Origin of the sequence: Streptomyces sp. NPDC006309 (genome assembly GCF_040613095.1) — a bacterium.
Classification (GTDB): domain Bacteria; phylum Actinomycetota; class Actinomycetes; order Streptomycetales; family Streptomycetaceae; genus Streptomyces.
On record NZ_JBEXRO010000016.1, the window covers coordinates 39,298 to 63,698 of the forward strand.

Consider the following 24,401-nt stretch of genomic DNA (forward strand, 5'->3'; position numbering starts at 1 on the left):
CTCACCGTTCGTCGTGGTCGGGGCCGCCGTACGCGGCGTCTTCGTCGTCAGGGGCGGGACGGCCGTGTCCCGCGGGCGGGCCGTCCTGGCCCTCGTGCGCGCCGTCCTCGCCGTCGTGGCCGTACGCGGCGGCCTCCAGTTCGCTCAGCACCTGGTCCTCCACGAGTTCCGCCAGGGCGGCGACGGTGCGGGAGACGAGGATGTCGCGGGGGGTGAGGGTGACGCCGAACGCGTCGTTGGCGCGGGAGGCGATGAGCAGGGCGCGCATGGAGTCGCCGCCCAGCAGGTAGTAGTCGTCCTCGGCGCCGACGGCTGTGCCGAGGGTCTCCTCCCAGATGGCCGCCACGGCTTCCTCGGTGGGCGTGCGCGGTGCCACGTACCCGGCCCGTTCGCGTTCCTCGGCCGGGGCCGGGGCGGGCAGGGCGGCGCGGTCGGTCTTGCCGTTCTCGGTGAGCGGGAAGCGGTCGAGCACCACGAACGCGGTGGGGACCATGTGGCCCGGCAGGAAGCGGGCGGCCAGGGTCCGCAGCGCCGCGGTGGTGGGCGGTTCGGCGCCGGGTGCCGTGAGCAGGTGGGCGACCAGGCGCGGCAGGCCCGGTTCGTCCTCCCGTACGGTCACCACGGCGTCCAGCACACCCGGGTCCCGGACGAGCACGGCCTCGACCTCGCCCGCCTCGATGCGATGGCCGCGCAGCTTGAGCTGGTGGTCGGTGCGGCCCAGGTAGTGCAGTTCGCCGTGGGCGTCGCGGCGCACCAGGTCGCCGGTGCGGTACATGCGGGTGCCGGGCGGCCCGAACGGGTCGGCGGTGAAGCGGGCGGCGGTCAGTCCGGGGCGGCCCAGGTAGCCGCGGGCCAGCGCGGGCCCGGACAGCCACAGTTCACCGGTGACGCCGTCGGGGACCGGCCGCAGCCGGGCGTCGAGGACGTAGGCGCCGGTGGCGGGCAGCGGGCGGCCGATGGGCGGGGCGGCGCCGTCCGGCCGCAGGGGCGCGGACCAGGTGGCGACGACGGTGGCCTCGGTGGGCCCGTAGGAGTTGACCATGCGGTGGTGCGGGGCCCAGCGGCCGACCAGTTCGGCGCTGCACGCGTCGGCGCCGACGGTGAGCGTCTTCAGGTCCGGCAGGGTGCCGGGGGTGTCGGGCGGCAGCGTGGCGAGCGCGGCCGGCGGCAGCAGGGTGTGGGTGACGCGTTCGGTGCGCAGCACGTCGGCCAGCTGGGCGCCGAGCAGCGGGCCGGGCGAGGGGACGACCAGACGGGCGCCGTGCGGCAGTGACATGCACAGCTCCAGCACGGAGGCGTCGAAACTGGGTGTGGCGAAGGCCAGCACCCGGTCGCCGGGGGCCACCTGGTAGTGGGCTGCCTCGGCGGCGGAGAACGCGGCGAGCCCGCGGTGGGTGACGACGACGCCCTTGGGGGTGCCGGTGGAACCGGAGGTGTAGATGACGTACGCCGGGTCGTCCAGGTCGAGCGGGCGGGTCCGGTCGGCGTCGGTGGGCCGGTGTCCGGGCGTGTCCTGCGGCGGTGCGGCGAGCAGACCGGCGATCTCCTTGGCGTCGAGGGTCAGGGCGGGGGCCGCGTCCCGCAGCATGAGGGCGATCCGCTCCTCGGGGTAGGCGGGGTCGACGGGCAGGAACGCGGCGCCCGTCTTCGCCACCGCCAGCTGGGCCAGCACCATGTCCGCCGAGCGCGGCAGCAGCAGGGCGACGAGGTCGCCGGGGCCCGCGCCGCGGGCGATGAGCGCGTGTGCCAGCCAGTTGGCCGCCGTCTCGGCCTGCGCGAACGTGAGCAGGGTGCCGGGTCCGGCGAGGGCGGGGGCGGCCGGCCACCTGTCGACGGCGGCCTCCACGAGGGCGGGCAGCGTCGCGGCGGGTACCGGTGTGCGCGCCGGGCGGGCCGGCGGGTGCAGCAGCCGGTCCCGTTCGGCGGGCGGGAGGACGTCGACGTCGTCGAGGCGGGTGGTGCCGTCCGTGGCGGCCAGGGCGTGCAGGGTGTGCAGCAGCTGGCCGGCCAGGGAGCCGGCGGTGGCCGGGTCGAAGCAGCGCGGGTCGTAGCCGAGTTCGACGGCGAGCCGGTCGCCGGGCGAGACGACGACGGTGAGCGGGTAGTTGGTGGCCTCCCGGGCGTCCAGGTCCCGCACGGTCAGTCCGTGGGCGCCCGCCGTCGCGTCGCCGACGGGGTAGTTCTCGAAGACGACCAGGCTGTCGAAGAGTTCGGTGCCGGGCGGCAGTTCGGTGAGGCCGTGCAGCTCGTTGAGCGGCATGTGGTCGTGGCGGCGGTCCTCGGCCCGGGCCTCCTGCACGGCGCGCAGCCAGGCGGCGCAGGGCGCGGCGCCGTCGACGTCGGTCCGGGCGGGCAGGGTGGTGATGAACAGGCCGGTGATGGTGTCGGCGCCGGGCAGGTCGGCGGGCCGGCCGGAGACGGTGGTGCCGAAGCACACCTCCCGCTCCCCGCTCCACCGGGCCAGCAGCAGCGCCCAGGCGCCCTGCACGAGGGTGTTGAGGGTGAGGCGGTGGCGGCGGGCGAACTCCTGGAGCCGGCGCGTCTCCTCGGTGCCGAGCCGCTGGGACAGCCAGGTGCCGGAGCGTGCCGTGGTGCCCGGCGCGGGCCTGCGGTCGTACGGCAGCGGGGTCGGGCTGGCCAGGCCGGCGAGGACGTCGCACCAGTGCTCCGCCGCCCGGCCGGTGTCGCGGGCGGCCAGCCAGCCGGCGTGATCCGCGAACGGCCTGCGTTCGGGCAGCCGGGGCGGCTCGCCGCGGACCAGGGCGGCGTGCGCGGCCATGACGTCGGACAGGACGTGGAAGACGCTCCAGCCGTCCAGCAGGACGTGGTGGAAGGTCCACACCACCCGCACGGCGTCCGGGCCGAGCCGGACCAGGGCGAGCCGCAGCAGCGGGGCCCGGTCCAGGGTGAGACCCCGGGCCCGTTCGTCGGCGAGCAGCCGCTCCAGTTCGGTGTCCCGCCGGTCCGCCGGCACACCGCTCCAGTCGTGCTCGGTGACCGGCAGGGTCACGTCGCGGTGGACGATCTGGAGGGGCACGGGTACGCCGTGCAGGGCGACGGAGGTGCGCAGCACGGGGGTGCGGTCGACGACGTGCTGCCAGGCGGCGGCCAGCTGTCCGGGGTCCCGGGCGCCGTCCGCCACGAAGGTGATCTGCTCGACGTACAGGCCGTGTCCGGCCTCGTCCAGGCCGTGCACCACCATGCCGGTCTGGGTGGGCGTGAGCGGATACACGTCCACGACGTCCGTTCCGGTGCCCACGAGCCGGTCCACGGCGGCCTGGTCGAGCGGGGCCAGCGGGAAGTCGGACGGGGTACGGCCGCCGGCGCCCGGTTCGGCGCAGTGCCGGACGATCTCCCGCAGTTCGGCGGTCAGTTCGGCCGCCAGCCGGGCGACGGTGTCGTGCCGGTGCACCTCGCGGGAGTACGACCAGGTGAACTCCAGCCGGCCGTCGCTCACCCGGCCCAGCACGTCGAGGAGGTGCGGGCGTTCGGCGGAGGCGTCCATGCCGCCGCCGAGCGCGCCGTGGGGCGCGTGCAGCAGGCCGCCCGGGGCGGGTGTCCGGTCCTGCTGGCCCAGGTAGTTGAAGCAGACCTGGGGCAGACCGGGCAGGGCGGGGCCGGCCGTGGGGTGCAGGTGGCGCAGTGCGCCGTAGCCCAGTCCGCCGTGCGGGACGGCGCGCAGGTTCTCCTTGACGGCCTTGAGGACGGTGCCGGTGTCCGCGTCGCGGGGCACGTCCAGGGCGACCGGGTACATCGCGGTGAACCAGCCGGTGGTGCGGGCGAGGTCGGTGTCGTCGAACAGCTCCTCGCGGCCGTGGCCTTCGAGGGTCACCGCGACCCGGTCCCGGCCGGTCCAGCGGGCCAGGACCCGGCCCAGCGCGCACAGCAGGACGTCGTTGACGCGGGTGCGGTACGCCTCCGGCACGTCCTGGAGCAGCCGGCGGGTGTCCTCGGCGCCGAGGCCGGTGGTCACGCTCTCCTCGACGGCGGCGGTGTTCGCACCGCCGGTGTGGTCGGTGGGCAGGGCGGTGCCGGCGTCCAGGTCGCGCCAGTGGGCGAGTTCGCCGTCGAAGCCCCCCGCCGCGGTGTGGTCGGCGAGGCGCCGGGCCCAGGCCGCGAACGAGGTGCTCTTGGCGCCGAGGCCCGGTCGTTCGCCGTCCCGCAGGGCGCGGTAGGCGGTGTCCAGGTCCTCCAGGATCAGCCGCCAGGACACGGCGTCCACGACCAGGTGGTGCGCGGCGAGCAGCAGCACCGGCCGGCCGCCGTCCCCGGGACGGCACAGCGCGGCCCGCAGCAGCGGCCCGGCGGCCAGGTCGAACCCGGCGGCGAGGGCGGCGGTCACCTCGGGCACGGCCGCGTGGTCGTGCACCTCCAGGTGCGGGGCGTCGTCGCCGGGCGGGGTGCCGTACTGCCGCCACCGCCCGTCCCCGGCCGGTTCGAAGCGCATGCGGAGCGCGTCGTGGTGCTCCAGTACGGCTGCCAGCGCGGCGCGCAGCAACGGCTCGCCGGGGTCCTCGGCCAGCTCGAAGGAGACCGTCTGGCTGAAGTGCGCGGGGTCTCCGGTCAGGGTGTCGAACAGCCAGTGCTGTACGGGGGTGAGCGGGGCGTCGCCGACGACGGGCCCCTGCTCGGCGGTGACGGCGGTGCCGTGGAACTCCGTGGCCGCCGCCGCGAGTTCGGCGAGGGTCTGGTGGGTGAACAGGTGCCGGGGGGTCAGGGCGAGACCGGCGCGGCGGGCGGCCGAGACGATCTGGATGCCGAGGATGGAGTCGCCGCCGAGGGTGAAGTAGTTGTCGTCGGCGCCGACTTCGGGCACGCCGAGCACCTCGCACCAGATCGCCGCGACGGTCTGCTCCGCCTCGGTGCGCGGCGGCCGGGCGGTGCCGGTGGTGGCCGGTGCTGCCCACTGCGGTGCGGGCAGCGCCCGCCGGTCCAGTTTGCCGGTGGCCCCGAGCGGCAGCCGGTCCAGCGGCACGACCAGGGCGGGGACCAGGTGGTCGGGGAGGCTGTGGGCGAGGAACGCGCGCAGTTCGGCGGCATCCGGCAGGGCGGCCCCGCGGGGTACCGCGTAGCCGACCAGCCTGCGGTGGCCGGCGTGTTCGATTACCCGGGCCGCCGCGGCGGCGACGGCCGGGTGCCGGGTCAGCGCGGCCTCCAGTTCGCCGAGTTCGATGCGGAAGCCGCGCACCTTGACCTGGTCGTCGCCGCGGCCGAGGTAGCGCAGGTCGCCGTCGGACGTCCAGCGGACCAGGTCGCCCGTGCGGTACATGCGGGCGCCGGGCGGGCCGAACGGGTCGGGCAGGAAGCGCGACGCGGTCAGGCCGGGGCGGCCGAGGTAGCCGCGGGCGACGCCGGTGCCGGCGAGGAACAGTTCGCCGGGCGCCCCGGCGGGGACCGGGCGCATGTGCGCGTCCAGGACGTAGGCGCGGGCGCCGCCGACGGGACGGCCGATCGGCGGGTCGCGGTCGGGGTCGGCCGGGTCGCAGGTGAAGGCGGTGGCGTAGACGGTGGCCTCGGTGGGGCCGTAGATGTTCATGACCCGGCAGCCGGGGACGGCCTCACGGACCCGGCGTACGGTGCGGGCCGGCAGCCCCTCCCCCGCGAGGACGACCGTGTCCGCGCTGACCTGTACGGCGTCCTCCGCGAGCAGCCGGTCCAGGGCGGAGGGCACCGCGCTGAGCAGTCCGGCCCGCCAGGGTCCGGGGCGTTCCGCCAGGGCCAGCAGGTCGCGGACGATCTCGACGCAGCCGCCGGACAGCAGCGGGGAGAAGATCTCGAACACCGACACGTCGAAGTTGAGGGAGGTGGAGGCCACGACGTGGGCCAGTCCCCGGCCGGTGAACTCGGCCGCGGCCCAGTCGGTCAGGGCCAGCACCGACGCGTGGGTGACGACGACGCCCTTGGGGCGGCCGGTCGAGCCGGAGGTGTGGATGACGTAGGCCGGGTGGCCGGGCAGCAGCGGGCCGTGCCGCTCGCCGTCGCCGACGGGCGTGCCCGGGACGGCCGCAGCGGAGTCCTGGTCCCGGTCCTGGTCCAGCAGGATCCGGGTGTACGGGCCCTCGGGCAGCCGGCCGGCGGTCGCCGCGCTGGTGATCACGGCGTCGGGCCGTACGTCCTCGAAGAGGAACGCGACGCGCTCGGCCGGGTACTGCGGGTCGACCGGCAGGTAGGCGGCGCCGCTCTTGAGCACGGCCAGGAGCGCCACGACCAGATCCTCGGTGCGGGGCAGGCACAGGGCGACGAAGCGCTCGGGTCCCGCGCCGGCCGCGATCAGCCGGCGGGCCAGCCGGCTGGAGCGGGCGTCGAGTTCGCCGTAGGTGAGGCAGGCGTCGCCGTGGCGGACGGCCGGGGCGTGCGGGGTGCGCTCGGCCTGCCGCCGGAACGCCTCGGGCAGGGTGTCGTGCGGCGCCTCCCGTACGGGTCCGCCGAACCGGCCGACGAGGTCCCGGCCGCCGGCCGGGTCCAGGAGCGGCAGGTCGGCGAGGCGGCGGTCGGGGTCGGTGGCCATCCCGGTCAGCAGGGTGCGCAGGCTCTCGCCGAGCGCCTCGACCGTCGCGGGGTCGAACGCTCCGGGGTCGTAGTCGAGGTTCACGGCCAGGCTGTCGCCGGGCGCGATGACCACGCTGAGCGGGTAGTTGGTCGGCTCCAGGTCCCGTTCCTGTTCCATGGCCAGGCCGTGCCGGGCGAGCGAGTTCTCGTCGAACGGGTAGTTCTCGAACACCACGATGGAGTCGAACAGGCTGGTGCCGCCGGGCACCTCGCTCCAGGACTGCACCTGGGCCAGCGAGACGAAGTCGTGGCGCCGGGCCTCCGACTGGGCGGCCTGGAGGTCGCGCAGCCAGTCCGGCAGCAGGCGCCGTCCGTCGACGCGGGCCCGGGTGGGCAGGGTGTTGATGAACAGGCCGACCATCGAGGTGACGCCGGGCAGGCCTGCGGGCCGGCCGGAGACGGTGGTGCCGAACACCACGTCGTCACCGCCGCCGTAGCGGGCCAGCAGCAGCGCCCACGCGCCCTGGAAGACGGTGTTGAGGGTCAGTCCCGCCCGCTGGGCGGTCTCCCGCAGCCGCGCCGAGACGTCCCGGCCGAGGGTCACCCGCACCGTCCCGGAGGAGGCGTCGCGGTGGGCCTGGGCGGGCCGCCGGTCGCGGGGCAGCTCGGTGGGGGCCTGGAAACCGGCGAGGGTCTCGCGCCAGTACCGTTCGGCCTGGCCGGTGTCCTGCCCGGCGAGCCAGTGCAGGTAGTCGGCGAAGGGCCGGCGCTCGGTCGGCCGCGGGCGGCGCCCGGAGGTCAGGGCCGCGTACCGCTCGCAGACCTCGTCGAAGACCTGGGCCGCGCTCCAGCCGTCGAGCAGGACGTGGTGGAAGGTCCACACCAGGCGCACCCGGTCCGGTGCCAGCCGGATCAGCATCAGCCGCATCAGGGGCGCCGTGCCCAGGTCGATGCCCGCCTCCCGGTCCTCGGCCAGCAGCCGGTCCAGGTCACGCGCGCCCTGGTCGGCGGGCTCGGCGGACCAGTCGTGGTGGGTGACGGGCACGGTGGCCCGGTGCCGCACGACCTGGAGCGGTTCGGCGGTCTCCTGCCAGACGAGCCCGGTGCGCAGGACCGGGTTGGCGTCCGCGGTGTGCTGCCAGGCCGTGGCGAGGGCCAGCGGGTCGGTGACGCCGGACAGCACCAGCTGCACCTGGTTGACGTAGGTGCGGCCGTCGGGGTCCAGCAGGCTGTGGAAGAGCATGCCCGCCTGCATCGGCGTCAGCGGGTACACGTCCGCGACCTCGCGTCCGTCGCCGGCGATCCGGTCCACGGCAGCCTGGTCCAGCCGGGCCAGCGGGAAGTCCGAGGGCGTACGGCCGCCCGCGCCGGGCCGGGCGCAGTGCGCGACCAGCTCCTCCAGCGCCTGCAGCATGCCCTCGGCGAGCGCGGTGACGGTGTCCTCGCGGTGCCGGCCGGGGCTGTAGTGCCAGGTGATCTCCAGCTCGTCGTCCTCGACGCGGGCGATCACGTCCAGCAGGTGCGGCCGTTCGGTGCCGGGTGCCTCCGCGCCGCCGAGTCCGCCGGGCACCGCGCCGATCAGGGTGCCGCCGCCGGCGGACCAGTCGAAGCGGCCCAGGTAGTTGAAGCTGATGCCGGGCATCGGGGTGGCGGTCAGGGCCGCGTCGCGGGCGAGGTGGCGCAGGACGCCGTAGCCGAGGCCCCGGTCGGGTACGGCCCGCAGCTGCTCCTTGACCGACTTGAGGGCGGCTCCCCAGTCGCCCGCCGGAACGGTGAGGGCGACCGGGTACAGGGAGGTGAACCAGCCGACCGTGCGGGACAGGTCGACGTCCTCGAACAGCTGGTCCTCGCGGCCGTGCCCCTCCAGCCCGACGGCGACGGTGGTGCGTCCGGTCCAGTCGGCCAGGACCCTGCCCAGCGCGGTGAGCAGGACGTCGTCGATCCGGGTGCGGTAGGCGCCGGGTACGCGGCGCAGCAGGTCGTCGGTGCGCCCGCGGTCCAGGCGCACGCTCACCTCGCGGACACCGGCCATGGTGGCGTCGCCGTCACCGTCGGCGGGCAGCGGGGCGGCGCAGTGCCGGGCGGTCTCCTCCCAGTGGTCGCGCCGGGCGGCGAAGCCCGTTGCGGCGCGCTCGCGCAGCCGGTGGGCCCACTCGCGCACGGACGTGGTGCGGGCGGGCAGCCGTACGGGTTCGCCCGCCGCGGCCTGCCGGTAGCCGGTCTCCAGGTCCTCCAGCAGGATCCGCCAGGAGACCCCGTCGACGACCAGGTGGTGGACGACGAGCAGCAGCCGGGCGGGCCCGGTGCCGTCGGCGGTGAACAGGCGGGCGGCGCACAGGGGTCCGGCGGCGAGGTCCAGTCCGGCGTGGGTCTCCGCCGTGACGTGTTCCTCGGCCTCCGGGCGGTGCACCTGGAGCAGTTCGGGGACCGGGCCGTCGGCGGCCGGTACGTGCTGGCGCCAGGTGCCGTCGCCGTCGAGGTGGAACCGGGCGCGCAGGGCGTCGTGGTGGGTCCACAGGGCGGTGAGGGCGCGGCGCAGGGCGTCCTCGTCGACCGGACCGGCGGCCTCGATGACGACGGACTGGTTGAAGAACCCGGCCCGGGCGGGCCGCGGGTCGAGGAACCAGTGCTGGATGGGGGTGAGGTCCGCCTCGCCGCTGACCGGTCCGGTGCCAGCGACGGCGGGCGCGGCGGCCCCGCCGGCGGCCAGCCCGGCCACCGTGGGGCGCCGGAACAGGTCGCGCGGGGTGAGGGTGAGGCCCGCCGCCCGGGCGCGGGAGACGACCTGGATGCTGAGGATGGAGTCGCCGCCCAGCATGAAGAAGTTGTCGTCCACGCCGACCCGTTCCACGCCGAGCAGGTCGGCCCAGATCCCGGCGAGCAGCCGCTCGGCCTCGGTGCGCGGGGCCCGGTAGGCGTCCTCGGCGCCCGCCGACCAGTCGGGGGCGGGCAGCCGCCGCCGGTCGACCTTGCCGTTGGTGGTCAGGGGCAGCGCGGACACGGTGACGAACGCGGCGGGCAGCATGTAGTCGGGCAGCCCGGCCGCCAGGTGGTCGCGCAGTGCGGCGGCGGAGGGCACCGCGGCGCCCTCGGCCGGCACGAGGTGGGCGGCCAGCCGCTTGCGGCCCGCGTCCTCGTACAGGGAGACGACGGCCTCGGCGATGCCGGGGTGGGCGGTCAGCCTGGCCTCGATCTCGGCGGGTTCGACGCGGAATCCGCGGATCTTGATCTGGTCGTCGGCGCGGCCGACGAAGTGCAGTTCGCCGTCGGCGCTCCAGCGCACGACGTCACCCGTGCGGTACATCCGCGCGCCGGCCGGCCCGAAGGGGTCGGCGAGGTAGCGGGCGGCGGTGGCGCCGGGCCGGCCGGCGTAGCCGCGGGCGAGTCCCGCGCCGGCGATGTACAGCTCGCCGGGGACACCCGGCGGCTGGAGCTGGAGGGCGCCGTCCAGGACGTACACGCGGGTGTTGTCCAGCGGGCGTCCGATGGGCAGCACGGCGGGCAGCGGGTCGCCGGCGCGGAAGACGCGGCGGGTGGCGAACGTGGTGGTCTCGGTGGGGCCGTAGCCGTCCACGACGGTCAGGCCGGGGCAGGCGTCCAGCACCCGGCGCACGACCGCGCCCGGCACGGCCTCGCCGCCCGTCCACACCTCCCGGGCGCCGCGCAGGCAGCCCGGGTCCTCCTGGGCCAGGAGGCGGAACAGCCCGGCGGTGAGCCACAGGCAGCCGACGCCCTGTTCGGTGACGGCGTGGCGGACCGCGGCGGCGTCCAGGTCGGCCGGCGGGGCGAGGACGGCCGTGCCGCCGCGCAGCAGTGGCACCCACACCTCGTAGGTGGCGGCGTCGAAGGCGTGCGGGGAGTGCACGAGGACCCGGTCGTGCCCGGTGAACGCCCGGTCCAGGGCGAGCGCGACGACGTCCCGCTGGCGCACCGCGACCCCCTTGGGGACGCCGGTGGAGCCCGAGGTGAACATCAGGTACTGGACGTTGTCGGGGTGGACGGCGTGGACGGGCGCGGGGTCGTCCGCGCCGGCCGGGACGTCGACCCGCAGGACGCGGTCGCCCGGCAGCAGGTCGCGGGCGGTCTCCTCCCACGCGGCGTCGGTGAGCAGCAGGTCCGCTCCGGCCTCGGCCAGCATCCGGCGCAGCCGCTCGCGCGGCGCCCGGCCGTCCAGCGGGACGTACACCCCGCCGGTGCGGACGAGGGCCAGCTGGGCGACGACCAGCTCCACGGAGCGGTCCACGAGCACGCCGACCGGGCGTTCCGGCCGTACGCCGAGCGCGGCCAGCCGGGCCGCCCGGCGCGCCGACCGCGCGTCGAGTTCGCGGTAGGTGACGCGCTCGGCTCCGGCCTCCAGCGCCACCGCGTCGGGGGTGCGGCGCACCTGGGCGGCGAAGAGGCCGGCGACCGTGGTGTCGGGCAGGTCGGTGGCGGTGTCGTTCCAGGCGTGCAGCACCTGTGCGCGGCGGTCGGGGCTGAGCAGCGGCAGCCGGGCGGGCGGGCGCGGGGACGCGCCGGGCATGCCCGTGAGCAGCACGGTCAGGTACTCGGCCAGCCGCTCGGCGGTGCCGGTGTCGAACAGTTCCGGGTCGTAGCCGAGGCGCAGGGTCAGCTCCGGGCCGGGGTAGGCGGTCAGGCTGAGCGGGTAGTTGGTGGTCTCGATGCCCTCCAGGCCGCTGAGGCGCAGTCCGTGGGCGGCGGCGAGACCGTCGTCCACCGGGTAGTTCTCGAAGACGACGATGCTGTCGAACAGGCCGACCCGCTCCGGGAGTCCGGTGAACGTCCGGATCCGGGTGAGCGGTGTGTGGTCGAAGCGCCGGTCCTCGCTCTGGTCGCGCTGGAGGGCGCGCAGCCAGTCCACGAGGGTGCCCCGGTCCGGGACGGCGACGCGGGTGGGCAGGGTGGTGATGAACAGGCCGGTCATGGCGTCGGAGCCGGGCAGCTCGGGCGGCCGTCCGGACACGGTGGTGCCGAACACCACCTCGTCGCGGCCCGCCTGACGGCCCAGCAGCAGTGCCCAGGCGCCCTGCACGAGGGTGTTGAGGGTCAGACCCGAGGTCCGCGCCAGCTCCTCCAGTGCCCGGGTCGCGGCGGCGGGCACGGTGGCCCGGACCTCGTGCGTGGACTCGGCGCGGTGGCTCTCGCGCGGCTCGCGGTCGTAGGGCAGGGGGGTGGCCTCGGTCAGGCCGGACAGGCGGCGTTGCCAGTGCCGTTCGGCCTCGGCCGTGTCGCGTCCGCGCAGCCAGGCCAGGTAGTCGCGGTAGGGCGGGCGGTCCCGGCCGGTCTCCGGCTCGGTGCCGGCGTGCCGGGCGAAGACGTCCGTGAGGACCTGGAACAGGCTCCAGCCGTCCAGGAGCAGGTGGTGGAAGGACCACACCACGCGCACGGCGGTGCCGGACACGCGGGCGAGCAGCAGGCGCTGGAGCGGGGCCCGGGTCAGGTCGATGCCCTCCGCGCGGTCGCGCGCCAGGACGTCGTCCAGCCGGGCGCGGCGCTCGTCCTCGGTCAGGTCGCGCCAGTCCAGGTGGGTGACCGGCAGGGCGGCGTGGCGCTGCACCACCAGCAGCGGCTCGGGCATGTCCTGCCAGACGACCCGGCCGCGCAGCACCTCGGTGCGGTCGGTCACGTTTTGCCAGGCGGCGGCGAGGGCCTGCGGGTCCGGTACGCCGTCCAGGACGAAGGTCAGCTGCTGGAAGTAGACGCCGCGGTCGTCCTGGGAGAGCCCGTGGAACAGCATGCCCGCCTGGGTCGGCGTGAGGGGCAGGACGTCCGCCACGGCGGCCGGGTCCGCGCCGGTGACGCGGTCCACGGCGGCCTGGTCGAGCCGGGCCAGCGGGAAGTCGGACGGGGTGCGTCCGGCGGCGCCCGGTGACGCGGCGTACCGGGCGAGGTCCGTCAGCGCGTCCGCGAAGCCTTCCGCGAGGGCCCGGACCGTGTCCTGCCGGTGCAGCCGGTCGGAGTAGAACCAGGTGAACTCCAGGCGGTCGCCGTCCAGGTGGCCGACGACCTCCAGGGCGTGCGGGCGCTCGGCGGCCGGGTCGGCGTCCAGCTCCAGCGGCCGGACGGTGCCCCGGTACAGTCCGTCGCCGCCGTCCGGCAGGCCCATCCGGCCCAGGTAGTTGAAGCTGATCTGCGCGTGCGGGGTGCCGGGCGCGGCACCGGGAGCGGCGAGGTGGCGCAGCGCGTCGTGACCGAGGCCGTGCCGGGGTACGGCGCGCAGCTGCTCCTTGACCCGCTTCAGGACGGTGTCCCAGCCGGCGTCCCCGGGGACGGTGAGGGCGACGGGGTAGCGGGTGGTGAACCAGCCGACCGTGCGGCTGAGGTCCAGGTCGGGGAAGAGTTCCTCGCGGCCGTGGCCCTCGACGTCGACCACCACCCGCTCCCGCCCGGTCCAGGCGCACAGGGCGCGGCCGAGGGCGCCGAGCAGGACGTCGTTGACCTGGGTGCGGTAGGTCTCGGGCAGGGTGCGCAGCAGGACCGCGGTGTCCTCGGGGCTCAGGCGGACGGTGACCGCGCGCTGGGAGGCGTAGGTGTTGGCGCCGTCCGTGTCCTGGGGCACGGCGGGAGCGGTGTCCGGGACCTCCCGGGCCCAGTACTCCCGCTCGCCGTCGAAGCCGCCGTCCGCCGCGTGCGCGTGCAGCCGGCGCGCCCACTGCCGTACGGGGGTGGACTTGGCGGGCAGGGCCGCCGCGCCGTCGTCGCCCGCGCGGCGGGCCCGGTAGGCGGTGTCCAGGTCGTCCAGCAGGATCCGCCAGGACACGCCGTCGACCACCAGGTGGTGCACGGCGAGGTGCAGGACCCGTGGCAGGCCGGGGCCGCGGTCGTGCAGCACGGCCCGCAGCAGCGGCCCCGCGGCCAGGTCGAAGGGGCCGAAGTGGGGGGTGTCCTGCTCCGGGCCGGTGTGCCGACCCAGGACGATCCGGGGCGCCCGGTCCGCGACGGCCCAGCTGACCCGCGGGGCGCCGTCACCGGCGGTGAAGCGGGAGCGCAGGGCGTCGTGGTGGGCGGCCAGGTCGTTCAGCGCCTCCTCGAGTGCCGCCGCGTCCAGGTCGTCGGGCACCCGGACGGACAGCGCCTGCGCGAAATGACCGGCCCGCTCGGCGGCCGTGCCGAACAGCCAGTGCTGGATCGGGGTCAGGGGGGCCGCTCCGGTGGCCGCCTCCGATGCCGGTGCCGAGGCGCGCGGGCTCCCGGCGGCGTCCGCGCGGCGGGCGAGGGCCGCGACCGTCTGGTGCTGGTAGAGGTCCCGGGAGGTCAGCATCAGGCCCTCCTGCCGGGCCCGGGCCACCACCTGGATGCTGAGGATGGAGTCGCCGCCGAGTTCGAAGAAGTTGTCGTCGACGCCGATCCGCTCCGCGCGCAGCACGTCCGCCCAGATCGCCGCGAGGGCGTGCTCGGTGGGGGTGCGGGGGGCGACGTGCCGTACGGCCCGCACGCCGGGGCCGGGGTCGGGCAGGCGTCCGCGGTCGATCTTGCCGTTGGGGTTGAGCGGCAGGCCGTCCAGCACGACGACGACCGCCGGGACCATGTAGTCGGGCAGCGTACGGCCCAGTTCCCGGCGTACGGTCTCGGGGTCGACCCGCGCTCCGGGGGCCGGGACGACGTAGCCGGCGAGGCGCCGGTGGCCGTCGGTGTCGGCCGCGGTGGCCGCCGCCTCGGCCACGCCGGCGCAGCGGCGCAGCGCCTCCTCCACCTCGCCCAGTTCGATCCGGAAGCCGCGCACCTTGACCTGCTGGTCGATCCGGCCGAGGTACTCCAGCCGGCCGTCGGCCCGCCGGCGCACCAGGTCGCCGGTGCGGTACATGCGCTCGCCCGGCGCGCCGAACGGATCGGCGACGAAGCGGGCGGCGCTCAGTCCCGGACGGTTCAGATAGCCGCGCGCCAGGCCGCCGCCCCCGAGATACAGCTCACCCGTGACACCGGGCGGCTGGGGCCGCAGGGCGCCGTCCAGGACGTAGGCCCGGGTGACGGCCACGGGTTCGCCGATGGGCGGGGACTGCTCGGGCAGCCGGCCCTCGGCGAACCAGGCGGTGGCGTACACGGTGGCCTCGGTGGGGCCGTAGATGTTGGCGATCCGGGCCGCGGGCATGGCGGCGCGCACGTCGTGCACCGTCTGCGCGGGCAGGGCCTCACCGGCGAGCACGACGGTGTCCGCCGTCACGGGTGCCGTACCGCCCGCGACCAGCCGGGAGACGACGGAGGGCACTCCGCTGAGCAGCCCGGCGCTGCGCGGGGCCGGCGTGTCGGCGAGGGCCGACAGGTCGGCGACCACCTCCACGGAGCCGCCGGCCAGCAGCGGGCACAGCAGCTCGAAGACCGAGACGTCGAAGTTGAGGGAGGTGGAGGCGATCACATGGGAGAGCCCGTCGGGTCCGAACCGCTCCCCCGCCCAGGCGGCCAGCGCGGCGACGCTGCGGTGGGTGACCACGACCCCCTTGGGGCGCCCGGTGGAACCCGAGGTGTAGATGACGTACGCGGGATGGTCCGGCAGCAGCGGCCGGATCCGGTCGGCGTCGGTCAGGTCGGCGTCGGTCAGGTCGGCGTCGGCCGGGCCCGGGGCGGGCGTGTCCTGGCCGGCGCAGTCCTCCAGGAGCAGCGGGACACAGTCCTCGGGCAGGGCGGACGCGGTGTCCCGGGTGGCGAGGACGAGGGCGGGCCGGGCGTCGTCGAGCATGAAGCGGATCCGCTCGGCGGGATAGGCGGGGTCCACGGGCAGGTAGCCCGCGCCCGACTTCAGCACCGCCCACAGCACGGGTACGAGGTCCGCGGAGCGCGGCAGGCACAGCGCGACCAGGGTCTCCGGGCCGGCGCCGCGCGCGACGAGCAGCCGCGCCAGCCGGCTGGCGCGCCGGTCGGTCTCGGCGTAGTCGAGCCGGTCGGGGCCGCAGACGACGGCGGTCCGGCCGGGGGTCCGGGCGACCTGGGCGCGGAAGAGCCCGGGCAGCGTGGCGTCCCCCGTGTCCCGGCTCCGGCGCGCGGGCGGGTTCCAGGCGTCGACCAGGGTGTGCTGCTCCGCGGCCGACAGCATGGGCAGCTCGGCCAGCGTGCGGCCCGGTCCGTCCGCCATGCCCTCCAGCAGGCGGTGCAGATGACCGGTCAGGCGGGCCACGGTCGCCGCCTCGAACAGGTCCGTGTTGTACTCGACGGTCAGCGCGCAGCCGCCCTCGGCCTCCGGGGTGAACTCCAGGACGAGGTCGAAGCGGGCGGCCGGGCGGGGCAGCGGATGCTCCTCCAGGCGCAGGCCGCCGGCGAGGGGCGGCACGCCGAGGGGCGTCTGCTGGACGACGAGCGCCTGCACCAGCGGGGTCCGGCTGGGGTCCCGGGTGGGCGACAGCTCCTCCACCACCCGGTCGAACGGCACGCCGTCGTGGGCGAAGGCGTCCAGCACCGTGGTCCGCATGCTCTCCACGAACCGGTCGACGGTCGCCCGCTCGTCCACGTCCGTGCGCAGCACCACCGTGTTGGCGAAGAAGCCCGGCACGTCCTCCAGCTCCCGGCGGTCCCGCCCGTTGGTGACGGTGCCGAACGCCACGTCCCGCTGCCCGGAGTAGCGGGCGAACAGCAGCGCCGCGGCCCCCGCGAACAGGGTGAACACGGTCGTGCCGCGGCCCGTGGCCAGATGCCGCAGCCGGGCCGTCAGCTCCGCGGGGAGACGGTGGTGGTGTGCCGCTCCGGCGGCGGTGCGCACCGCCGGACGCGGCCGGTCGGTGGGCAGCTCCAGGTGCTGGAGGTCCGACAGGTGCCGTCTCCAGTAGGCCAGGTCCACGGCGTCGGTGTCCCCGGCGGTTCCGGCGGTCCCGGCGTTCCCGGCCCGCTGCCCCTGCTCCCACACGGCGAAGTCCGGGTACTGCACGGCCGGCCGGGGCAGCCCGTCGGGCTCGCCGGTGGCCTCGGCGCGGTAGAGGGCGGCGAGTTCCCGGGTGAGGACGCCCACCGACCAGCCGTCGGTGACGATGTGATGCTGGGCCAGCAGCAGCAGGTGGTCGTCCTCGGCGAGCCGGACGAGCAGCGCGCGGGTGAGCGGGCCCGCCTCCAGGTCGAAGGGGCTGCACAGCTCCCCGGTGAGCAGTTCCTCGGCCGCCTCGGCCCGGCGCGCTCCGGGTACGCCGGTCAGGTCGGCCGTCCGCAGGGGCAGGTCCGGGTCGGCGGCGACGCGCTGGACGCCCTGTCCGTCGACGGTGGTGAACGTGGTGCGCAGCGAGGCGTGCCGGGCGGCGAGGCGGCGCAGGGACCGGCGCAGCGCGTCCTCGTCCAGCGCACCGCGCAGCCGCAGGGACACGCCGGTGTTGTACTCGGTGCCGCCGTCGGTCAGGTCGTCCAGGAACCACAGCCGGCGCTGGGCGCTGGACAGCGGCAGGACGCCCTCGCCGGGGGCCGGCGGGATCGGCTCCGGCGGGGCGGCGGCGGACGGGTCGCCGAGCAGGGGCACCAGGGCGGCGACCGTACGGGCGGTGAAGACGTCCCGTACGGTCAGCCGCACTCCCAGCTCGTCACGGATGCGGGACAGGACGCGCGCGGCCAGAATCGAGTCACCGCCCAGGTCCAGGAAGTCGTCCGTCACGCCGATCCCGTCGACGCCCAGGACGTCGGCCAGGATCGCGGCGAGGGAGCGCTCCCGGGGGGAGCGGGGCGGCACGCGGCCCGCCGTGGACACCCGCTCCGGAGCGGGCAGGGCCCGCCGGTCGATCTTGTGCTGCGGGGTGAGCGGCATCCGCTCCAGCACCACGACGGCGGCCGGCACCATGTGCCCGGGCAGCACGGCGGCCAGGGCGGCCCGCAACGCGGCCGGGTCGAGGGGGCGGGCGGGGGTGGGGACACCGGCGGTGCCGGGGTACTCCGCGGAAGCGGAGGAGCCGGAGGAGACGGGCGGGTGTCCCCCGGCCGGCGAACCCGAGGGCCGGTCCTCACCCACGGCACCGGCTCTTCTCCCGGCCCCGGCGGCCCCGTTGGCAGCCACTGCGCCATCGGACTCGGCCACCGTAGGGAGGAACGCCGCCCCGGAGGACTCCGGGGAAGCCACCTCGACCCCGGAACCGGCCGCCCCGGAGGAACCCACGGCACCATCGGACTCGGCGACCTCACCGACGAACGCCTCCCCGGCGCCCCCGGCCGAGCCAGCCACCGCGTCCCCGGAACCGGCCGCCCCGGACGACGCCCCGGCCACCTCTGGGAAAGCCACCTCGACCCCCGAACCGGCCGCCCCGGAGGAACCCACCGCACCCCCGGTCCCAGCCGCCCCGGAGGGACCGGCGGAACCCCCGGCGTCAGCGGCCCCCCGCGGGTCGTTCGGGGTGACGTAGGCGACCAGGCGGCGGTGGCCCGGTTCGTCCTCGCGGACCACGACCACGGCCTCGCCGACGGCGCCCCCGGCCAGCCGGCGCAGGGCCGCCTCGATCTCGCCGGGTTCGATCCGGAAGCCGCGGATCTTCACCTGCCGGTCCAGCCGGCCCAGGTACTCCAGCTCCCCGTCGGCGGTCCGGCGCACCCGGTCGCCGGTGCGGTACAGGCGGGCTCCGGGCGGGCCGAAGGGGTCGGCGACGAAGCGGGCGGCGGTCAGGCCCGGCCGGCCCAGGTAGCCGCGGGCCACCGCGTCGCCGCCCACGAACAACTCGCCGTCCGCGCCGGGCGCCACGGACCGCATCGCGGTGTCGAGGACGTACACCCGGGTGTGCGGCAGCGCGTCGCCGATCGTCGGGGTGCCCCGGCCGGCGGTGAGCGGCCCGGTCCAGGTGGCCACGATGGTGGCCTCGGTCGGGCCGTAGGAGTTGATCATGCGGCGGCCGGGGGCCCAGCGGTCGACGAGCCCGGCCGGGCAGGCCTCGGCACCCACGATCAGGGTGCGCAGCGATCTCGCGGTGCCCTGCGCCGGGTCGGGGAGGGTGGCCAGCGCGGCCGGCGGGATGAGGGCGTGGGTGATGCGGTGCTCGTCCACGACGGCGGCGAGTTCGTCGCCGAGCCAGGGCCCGTGCGGGGGTACGACGAGCGTGGCACCGGACAGGACGGAGACGCACAGCTCCAGGACGGAGGCGTCGAAGCTGGGTGAGGAGAACTGGAGCACGCGGTCGCCGGGGCCGACGGCGTACCGCTCGGCGGCGGCGGCCGTGAAGCCGCCTATGCCGCGGTGGGTGACCGTCACGCCCTTGGGAGTACCGGTGGATCCGGAGGTGTAGATGACGTAGGCGGCGTGGTCGGCCGCGACCCCGGTGTCGGCCCCGGCGCCGGCCGGGTGCTCCGCGCCGACCATGCCGTCCGCGCCGTCCGCGCCGTCCATGCCGTCCGTGCCGTCCAGCAGTTCGCCGGTCCGGCGCGGGTCGTCGAGGACGACCGCGGGCGCCGCGTCGGTGAGCATCAGCGCCCGGCGGTCCGCCGGGTAGGCGGGGTCCACGGGCAGGAAGGCCGCTCCGGCCCGGGCGACGGCCAGCTCGGCCGCTATCAGCTCCATGGAGCGCGGCAGCACGAGTGCCACCACCCGGTCGGGGCCCGCCCCGCGCCGCGTCAGGTAACCGGCCAGCCGGTCGGCGCGGGCGGACAGTTCCCGGTAGGTCCAGGTCCGCCGGCCGTCGCTGAGGGCCGGTGCGTCCGGGGTGCGGGTCACCCACGCGCCGAACAGCTCGCCGAGCGTCGGGTACGTCGTCGCCGCGGCGCTCTCCGGCGCCCCGGCGGTGTCACCGGCCCGCGGCAGGGAGGACGCCGGCGCGGGCTTGTCGTGCAGGTCCGTCATGGGTGAAGTCCTTAGGAGGGCGGGACGGTACGGCGCGGGCTGCGGAGGCGGACGCGGGCAGCGCCGCGCCCCACTGCGGGGCGGTGCGGTGGGTCACGGCGGCACGGCGGGCGTGCGCGACGGTGCGGGAACTGCGGACCGGGGGCGGTGATCCGGCATCGGCGGGTGTGGGCCGGCGGCGGTCCGGCGGCGGTGCGTGCCGGCCGCCGGCGGTGCCGCCCGGCCGGCCGGCGCGGGGGCCGGGGACGGGATCGCGGTCCGCGGGCGCGGGCCACCTGGCCGTGACCGGCCGCCGGGTCCGGCGGTGAGCGCCGGTCAGCCGTCGCCGGTACGGCGTGCCGTGCGCCCGGATATCTGGACCCGGTCGATCCGGCCGGTGGCGGGATCGCGGTGGAAGCGGCCGCCGGGTTCGAGGCGGCCGGTGGCCGGGTCGACCAGGTCGCACGTGAGGTCGGCGTAGCAGACCAGCGGGAGGGCCAGGTCGCCGTCCACGGACAGGGCCGGCGTGCCGTCCGGCCCGGGCGCGATGCGGTACGTCGTGGTGCCGTTGCGGTAGCTGCCCAGGCACTCGGGCAGGGCCACGGGCCGGCCCCGGTCCGTGTCCTGGGCGGCGGCGGGCACCCGGACACCGGTGAGCCGGGCCAGTTCGCCGGTGAGGTCGCGCCATAGAGCGGTGGCACTCGCGGCGTTGCCCGTGAAGGCGACCACGATCCCGGTCTCCGGGTCGGCCCGCAGGTGGCAGGAGGTGCCCTGGGCGTTGCCGTCGTGGCCGCACCACACGCGGTCGTCCTGCCGGTACAGGGCGAGGCCGGGGCCCCAGCCGTCGGCCAGCGCACCGGGGCGGGCGGCGGTCTCGGGGCGGCGCATCTCCTTGGTGACGGCGGGCGGCAGGACGTCGGAGCGTCCGATCAGCGCGTTGCCGAGCGCGGCCAGGTCGAGGGCGCTCGCCAGCAGGGCGCCGGCGGGTGCCTCCAGCGGTGCCAGGGTCTGCCGGGCCGGGCGGGGCCGGCCGGTCGCGGTGTTGACGGCGTGTCCGGCGGCGACGGGACGACGGGGCACGCTGTCGCCGACGAACGCGGGTGCCGTGCCGAGCGGTTCGAGGAGCAGTGCGCTCACCGCCTCGTGCCACGGCATGCCGGTGACGGTCTCGGCCAGCCGGCCGGCGGCGACGTAGCCGGCGTTGGAGTAGGAGAAGTCGGTGCCCGGGGCGAACAGCAGGTCGCGGGCGGTGCAGACGGCCGCGAGGCAGCGGGCGGCGGTGGTCCCGGCGGCGGTGTCGGAGTCGGGCCCGGTGGGCAGACCGCCGGTGTGGCTGAGCAGCTGGCGGATCGTCACCCCGGGCGTGTCTCTCAGTTCCGGGAGTTGCCCGGCGGCGGACTCGTCCAGGTCGAGGTCGCCGTCGTCGGCCAGCAGCATGACGAGAGCGGCGGTGTAGGGCTTGGTGAGCGACCCCAGGGGGACGGCCGTGTCCGCGGTGAAGGGCGTGCCGGTCGCCGCGTCGGCGAGGCCGGTGTGCACGGCTATGAGGTCGGTGCCGGTGTCCAGGACGAGCTGGGCGCCGGGTACCCGGTGGGTCCGGGCGAGCGTGTCGAGGCGGTCCTGTAGCTCCGCCCTTAACAGCGAGGGCGTCCAGGAGGCGGCCGGAGCGGTGGGGATGGAGTACGGCATGAGAAGGGGACTCCCGTTGAGTGGGTCTCATGTGCGGGTGTGCCGGTGCGGCCCTGGAGAGCGGAGCGGGGGCCGGCCGGGGATGCGTGCGCGCTCGGGTTACGGCCTGCTGACCTCGACGGGCAGATGCCGTACGCCGATGATGACGGCCGGGTTCTGGAAGACGATGTCCTCTTGGGAGGGGACCGTCAGGATGCGGAATCGTTTATGCAACATGTGAAGAGCGATCCGCGCTTCCAGCCGGGCCAGGGGCGCGCCGAAACAGAAGTGGATGCCGTGCCCGAAGGTCAGATGCGGGTTGGGGTCCCGCGTCAGGTCGAGGACGTCGGGGTCGTCGAACCGGGCGGGGTCCCGGTTCGCGGCCCCGAGGTGGGTCATCAGCAGGGCGTCAGCCGGGATCTCGTAGCCGCCGAGGACGACCGGGCGGGTGACCCGGCGGCCCAGCTCCGGGAAGGGGGGCAGCCAGCGCAGCACCTCCTCGACGGCGGCCGGGATCCCCGCGGGATCGGCGCGCAGCGCGGCGTCCGTGCCGGGGTGCAGGTCGAAGGTGACGACGGCGTTGCCGAGCAGCGCGGTGGTGGTGATGTGCCCGGCGACCAGCAGGAGGGCCACGAATCCGACCATCTCCTGGTCGGCGAGGCGGACCCCGTCGACCTCGGCGGCGATGAGCCTGCTGGTGAGGTCGTCCCCGGGGTCGGCGCGGCGGGCGCGGATGTGGTCCAGCATGTAGCCGTTCATCTCGCGCACCGTGGGGGCGATGGCCTCGAGGGCGCGTTCCAGGTCGGCCATGTCGGGGGCTTCGCCGAGCTGGTCGCCGCCGAACAGGACGCTCGCCCAGTCCTGGAAGAGCCGGTGCTCCTCGGCGGGGATGCCGAGCAGTTCGGCGATCACGATGATGGGGAGCGGATAGGCCAGCGCGTCGACCAGGTCGAAGCGGTCCTGGTCCGCGACGGCGTCCAGCAGCCGCGCGCAGACGGCCTCGATGCGGGGTCCGAGCCCCTGCACGACCCGCGGGGTGAACGCCTGGCTCACCAGGGTGCGCAGCTTGCGGTGCTCCGGGGGGTCCATGCCGACGAAGTTGCCCTGCCGGAAGGTCTCGAAGTCGGCCTGGGTGGGAGCGAGGGAGGAGAGGTCGGAGGAGTACGTCGCCGAATCGGCGAGCACGGTGGCGACGCTCGCGTGGTCGAGGACCTGCCACACTCCCTGCGCCTCGTCGTAGCGCACCGGCCCCTTCTCGCGTAAGCCCCGCCAGCGGTCGGGTAACACCTCCAACAGGAGCTGCTCGCCCGTCGGTTGCTTACCTATCACCATGTCTCCTTGGTAGCGGCGTGCGCGGCACGGAGGAGTCGCGCGGACCAGGGGTGGTACGGGAGGCCGGCGGCACGCGGGGCCCGGGGCGCCCCGGGCACGGCTCGGCCACCACCACTGGAGCGTGTACCGGGCGGGAGGTGCGCGTGACCCGCGTAGCTTCCTCGTGCGCGGCCGGGCGGTCAACCGCTGTCAGCCTGGTGCCGGGACGGACCTCAGGTCCTCGGTCCTCAGGTCCTCAGGTCCTCAGCAGGTCCGGTGCGGGACACCGCGGCTTCGCGGCCGGCCACGGCCCCGCGGCGAATACCGGCGTGCGGCAGACCAACCCGACATGACTCATCCCCTCGGCGATACCTCCCGCGCGCCAAGCGCACGGGCCCTCCCGGCTCGTGAACGGACAGCGGAGCACCGGACTCCGACTGCCCGAAACGCGGTGTGAGAATACGCAGCTTCCGCCCATGCCGCCCCACGAATGGCATGATCCGCGCTCTACATCACCTTCGTTTCGATGGAACTCGGCCACAGTCTTCACGGTGAGTCACCCGTAAGCAACCCCCTGAAGTTGAACGGAGAGTGATCATGCGATGCAATCACGTCACCGTTCGGCGGCTTCGGCGGGACCACGCCGCAGTACACACTGCGGCCGGATCGCCGCTGCCGCGTGTGCCCCGGCCTTCCTCCCGCAAACCCCGCACGCCGGAAAAAGATGCGGCTGGACGTTCATCCGGACCCCCGCGGGGCGTGCGCGCTCGTCGCGCCGGAACTCCGGCCCGCCGTCGGGCGGTTGGCCTGCCCTGCCCCCTGATCTGCGACGACGATTCGGCCAGCGGAAGAGGCGCGGGCCGGCGCCCGGCACGGGACCGGAACACGCCACCGGCGGCCCCGGCCGGCCACCGTCGCGATCCGGCCGCACCGGCGCGCCCCCACCGCCCGGCACCTGAGGGCACCCGGCGCGCCCGGGCCGGCTCCGGCCACATCGAAAGGAATCAGCCATTGAGGCGCGGCAGGGGCGCACACTCCGGCCACTTACACCACCTCGTGCTCCCGCCGCGGCGGCCCACGCCCCCGCCCGGCGTCCCCGGCTCCGGGGTAAGGGAACACGCCGTGCCGCGTGCCGGACCGGGATGCCGGACCCGGGTACCGGCCGTGCACCGGCACCGTGCGGCTCGCTCGCGCTCCCCCGGGCGTCCCCGGGCCGCCCGGCGCGTCGCCCCCGTGGGACGTGTCCGTTTCCCGCCGCCGACCCCGTCCGTCCGTGCTCGCCCGCGCCTCACCTGGTCGCGTCCAGGCATGGGAACGGCCTCGCGGGGTATGCGAGGCCATCCCCCTTCGGGGGCGCGTTCCCGGGTACACCGGGACGCTCGCCGTGCGCGGGGCGCCGCCGCGCGGGAGTCCGGTCCCCGGGATGCGACGCGCGGCCGTACGAGGAGGTGGTCGGCGTGTCCGACGGGCCGGAAGCGGGGCGGGCGCGGGCGGCCGACGGGGCACCGGCCGGCCGGTGCTGTCGCTCGCGCCGGCCGCGATGCCGGAGGGGATGCACGCCCACTCCGGCGCGGTGTACCTGCTCCGGCCCGACGAGCCGGTCGTGAAGATGGCGGTGATGGCAGGCATGCCGCGGGCGTTCGCGGCGCCCCGGGAGCGGGTCGGGCCGAGCGCGCCGATCCCGGTCGCGGACGCGGTGGGCGAGCGGCGGCTGGTGTGGGTGGGCGGCGAGGATCGGACGGCCCGCCGCCGTCCACGGATCCCGGTGATGCTGCCGCACCCGTTCGCGCTGGCCGCGGCACCCCTGGCGACGCGACGCGCGGTGTACGGCGCGGTGTCCGTGACCTGGCCGGGCGCACACCCGCCGGAGCTGTCGGACTGGGAGCGGGACCGACTGACGCGGCATGCGACCGGCCGGCCCTGCGGCTGGCGGGGGCCGCGGAGGAGAACAGGCCGCCGGGCCATGAGCCGGACGTGCTCGCGGCGCCGTTCCCGGTCGTGGCGGGCACGCTGGGCTCGGCGGAGGCGGCGCGGATGGCGTCCCGGCTCCCGTACGGGCTGGTGTCACTGGATCTGCACGGCCGGATCGGGTCCGTGAACACGGCCGCCACCGAGCTGCTCGGCAGACCGGCCGGGGAGCTGCCCGGCACGCTGCCCTGGGTGTCGGTGCCCTGGCTGAAGGACCCGGTGTACGAGGACCGGTACCGGGCGGCGCTGCTCAGCCGGCAGGTGA

Annotated in this window: 3 protein-coding genes and 1 pseudogene; 1 reads left to right on the forward strand and 3 read right to left on the reverse strand. The window is 76.1% G+C overall.

Annotated features, from left to right (window positions below; translation table 11 throughout):
- Position 1 precedes the first annotated feature (1 nt).
- The 3 genes from ABZ117_RS21125 to ABZ117_RS21135 form a co-directional block, all read right to left on the reverse strand.
- Positions 2 to 19,210: a non-ribosomal peptide synthase/polyketide synthase gene (locus ABZ117_RS21125; RefSeq protein ID WP_356822885.1), complete on the reverse strand. Its 19,209-nt coding sequence runs from the start codon at positions 19,208 to 19,210 to the stop codon at positions 2 to 4.
- Positions 19,211 to 19,525: 315 nt separating this feature from the next.
- Positions 19,526 to 20,878, reverse strand: coding sequence for a serine hydrolase domain-containing protein (locus ABZ117_RS21130; RefSeq protein ID WP_356822886.1), 1,353 nt, complete (start codon positions 20,876 to 20,878; stop codon positions 19,526 to 19,528).
- A 99-nt stretch (positions 20,879 to 20,977) separates the two neighbouring features.
- Positions 20,978 to 22,189: a cytochrome P450 gene (locus ABZ117_RS21135; protein WP_356822888.1), complete on the reverse strand. Its 1,212-nt coding sequence runs from the start codon at positions 22,187 to 22,189 to the stop codon at positions 20,978 to 20,980.
- A 1,427-nt stretch (positions 22,190 to 23,616) separates the two neighbouring features.
- Here ABZ117_RS21135 and ABZ117_RS21140 point away from each other — a divergent pair.
- A pseudogene (locus tag ABZ117_RS21140) lies at positions 23,617 to 24,397 on the forward strand (PAS domain-containing protein); the annotation flags it as partial.
- Positions 24,398 to 24,401: the final 4 nt, after the last annotated feature.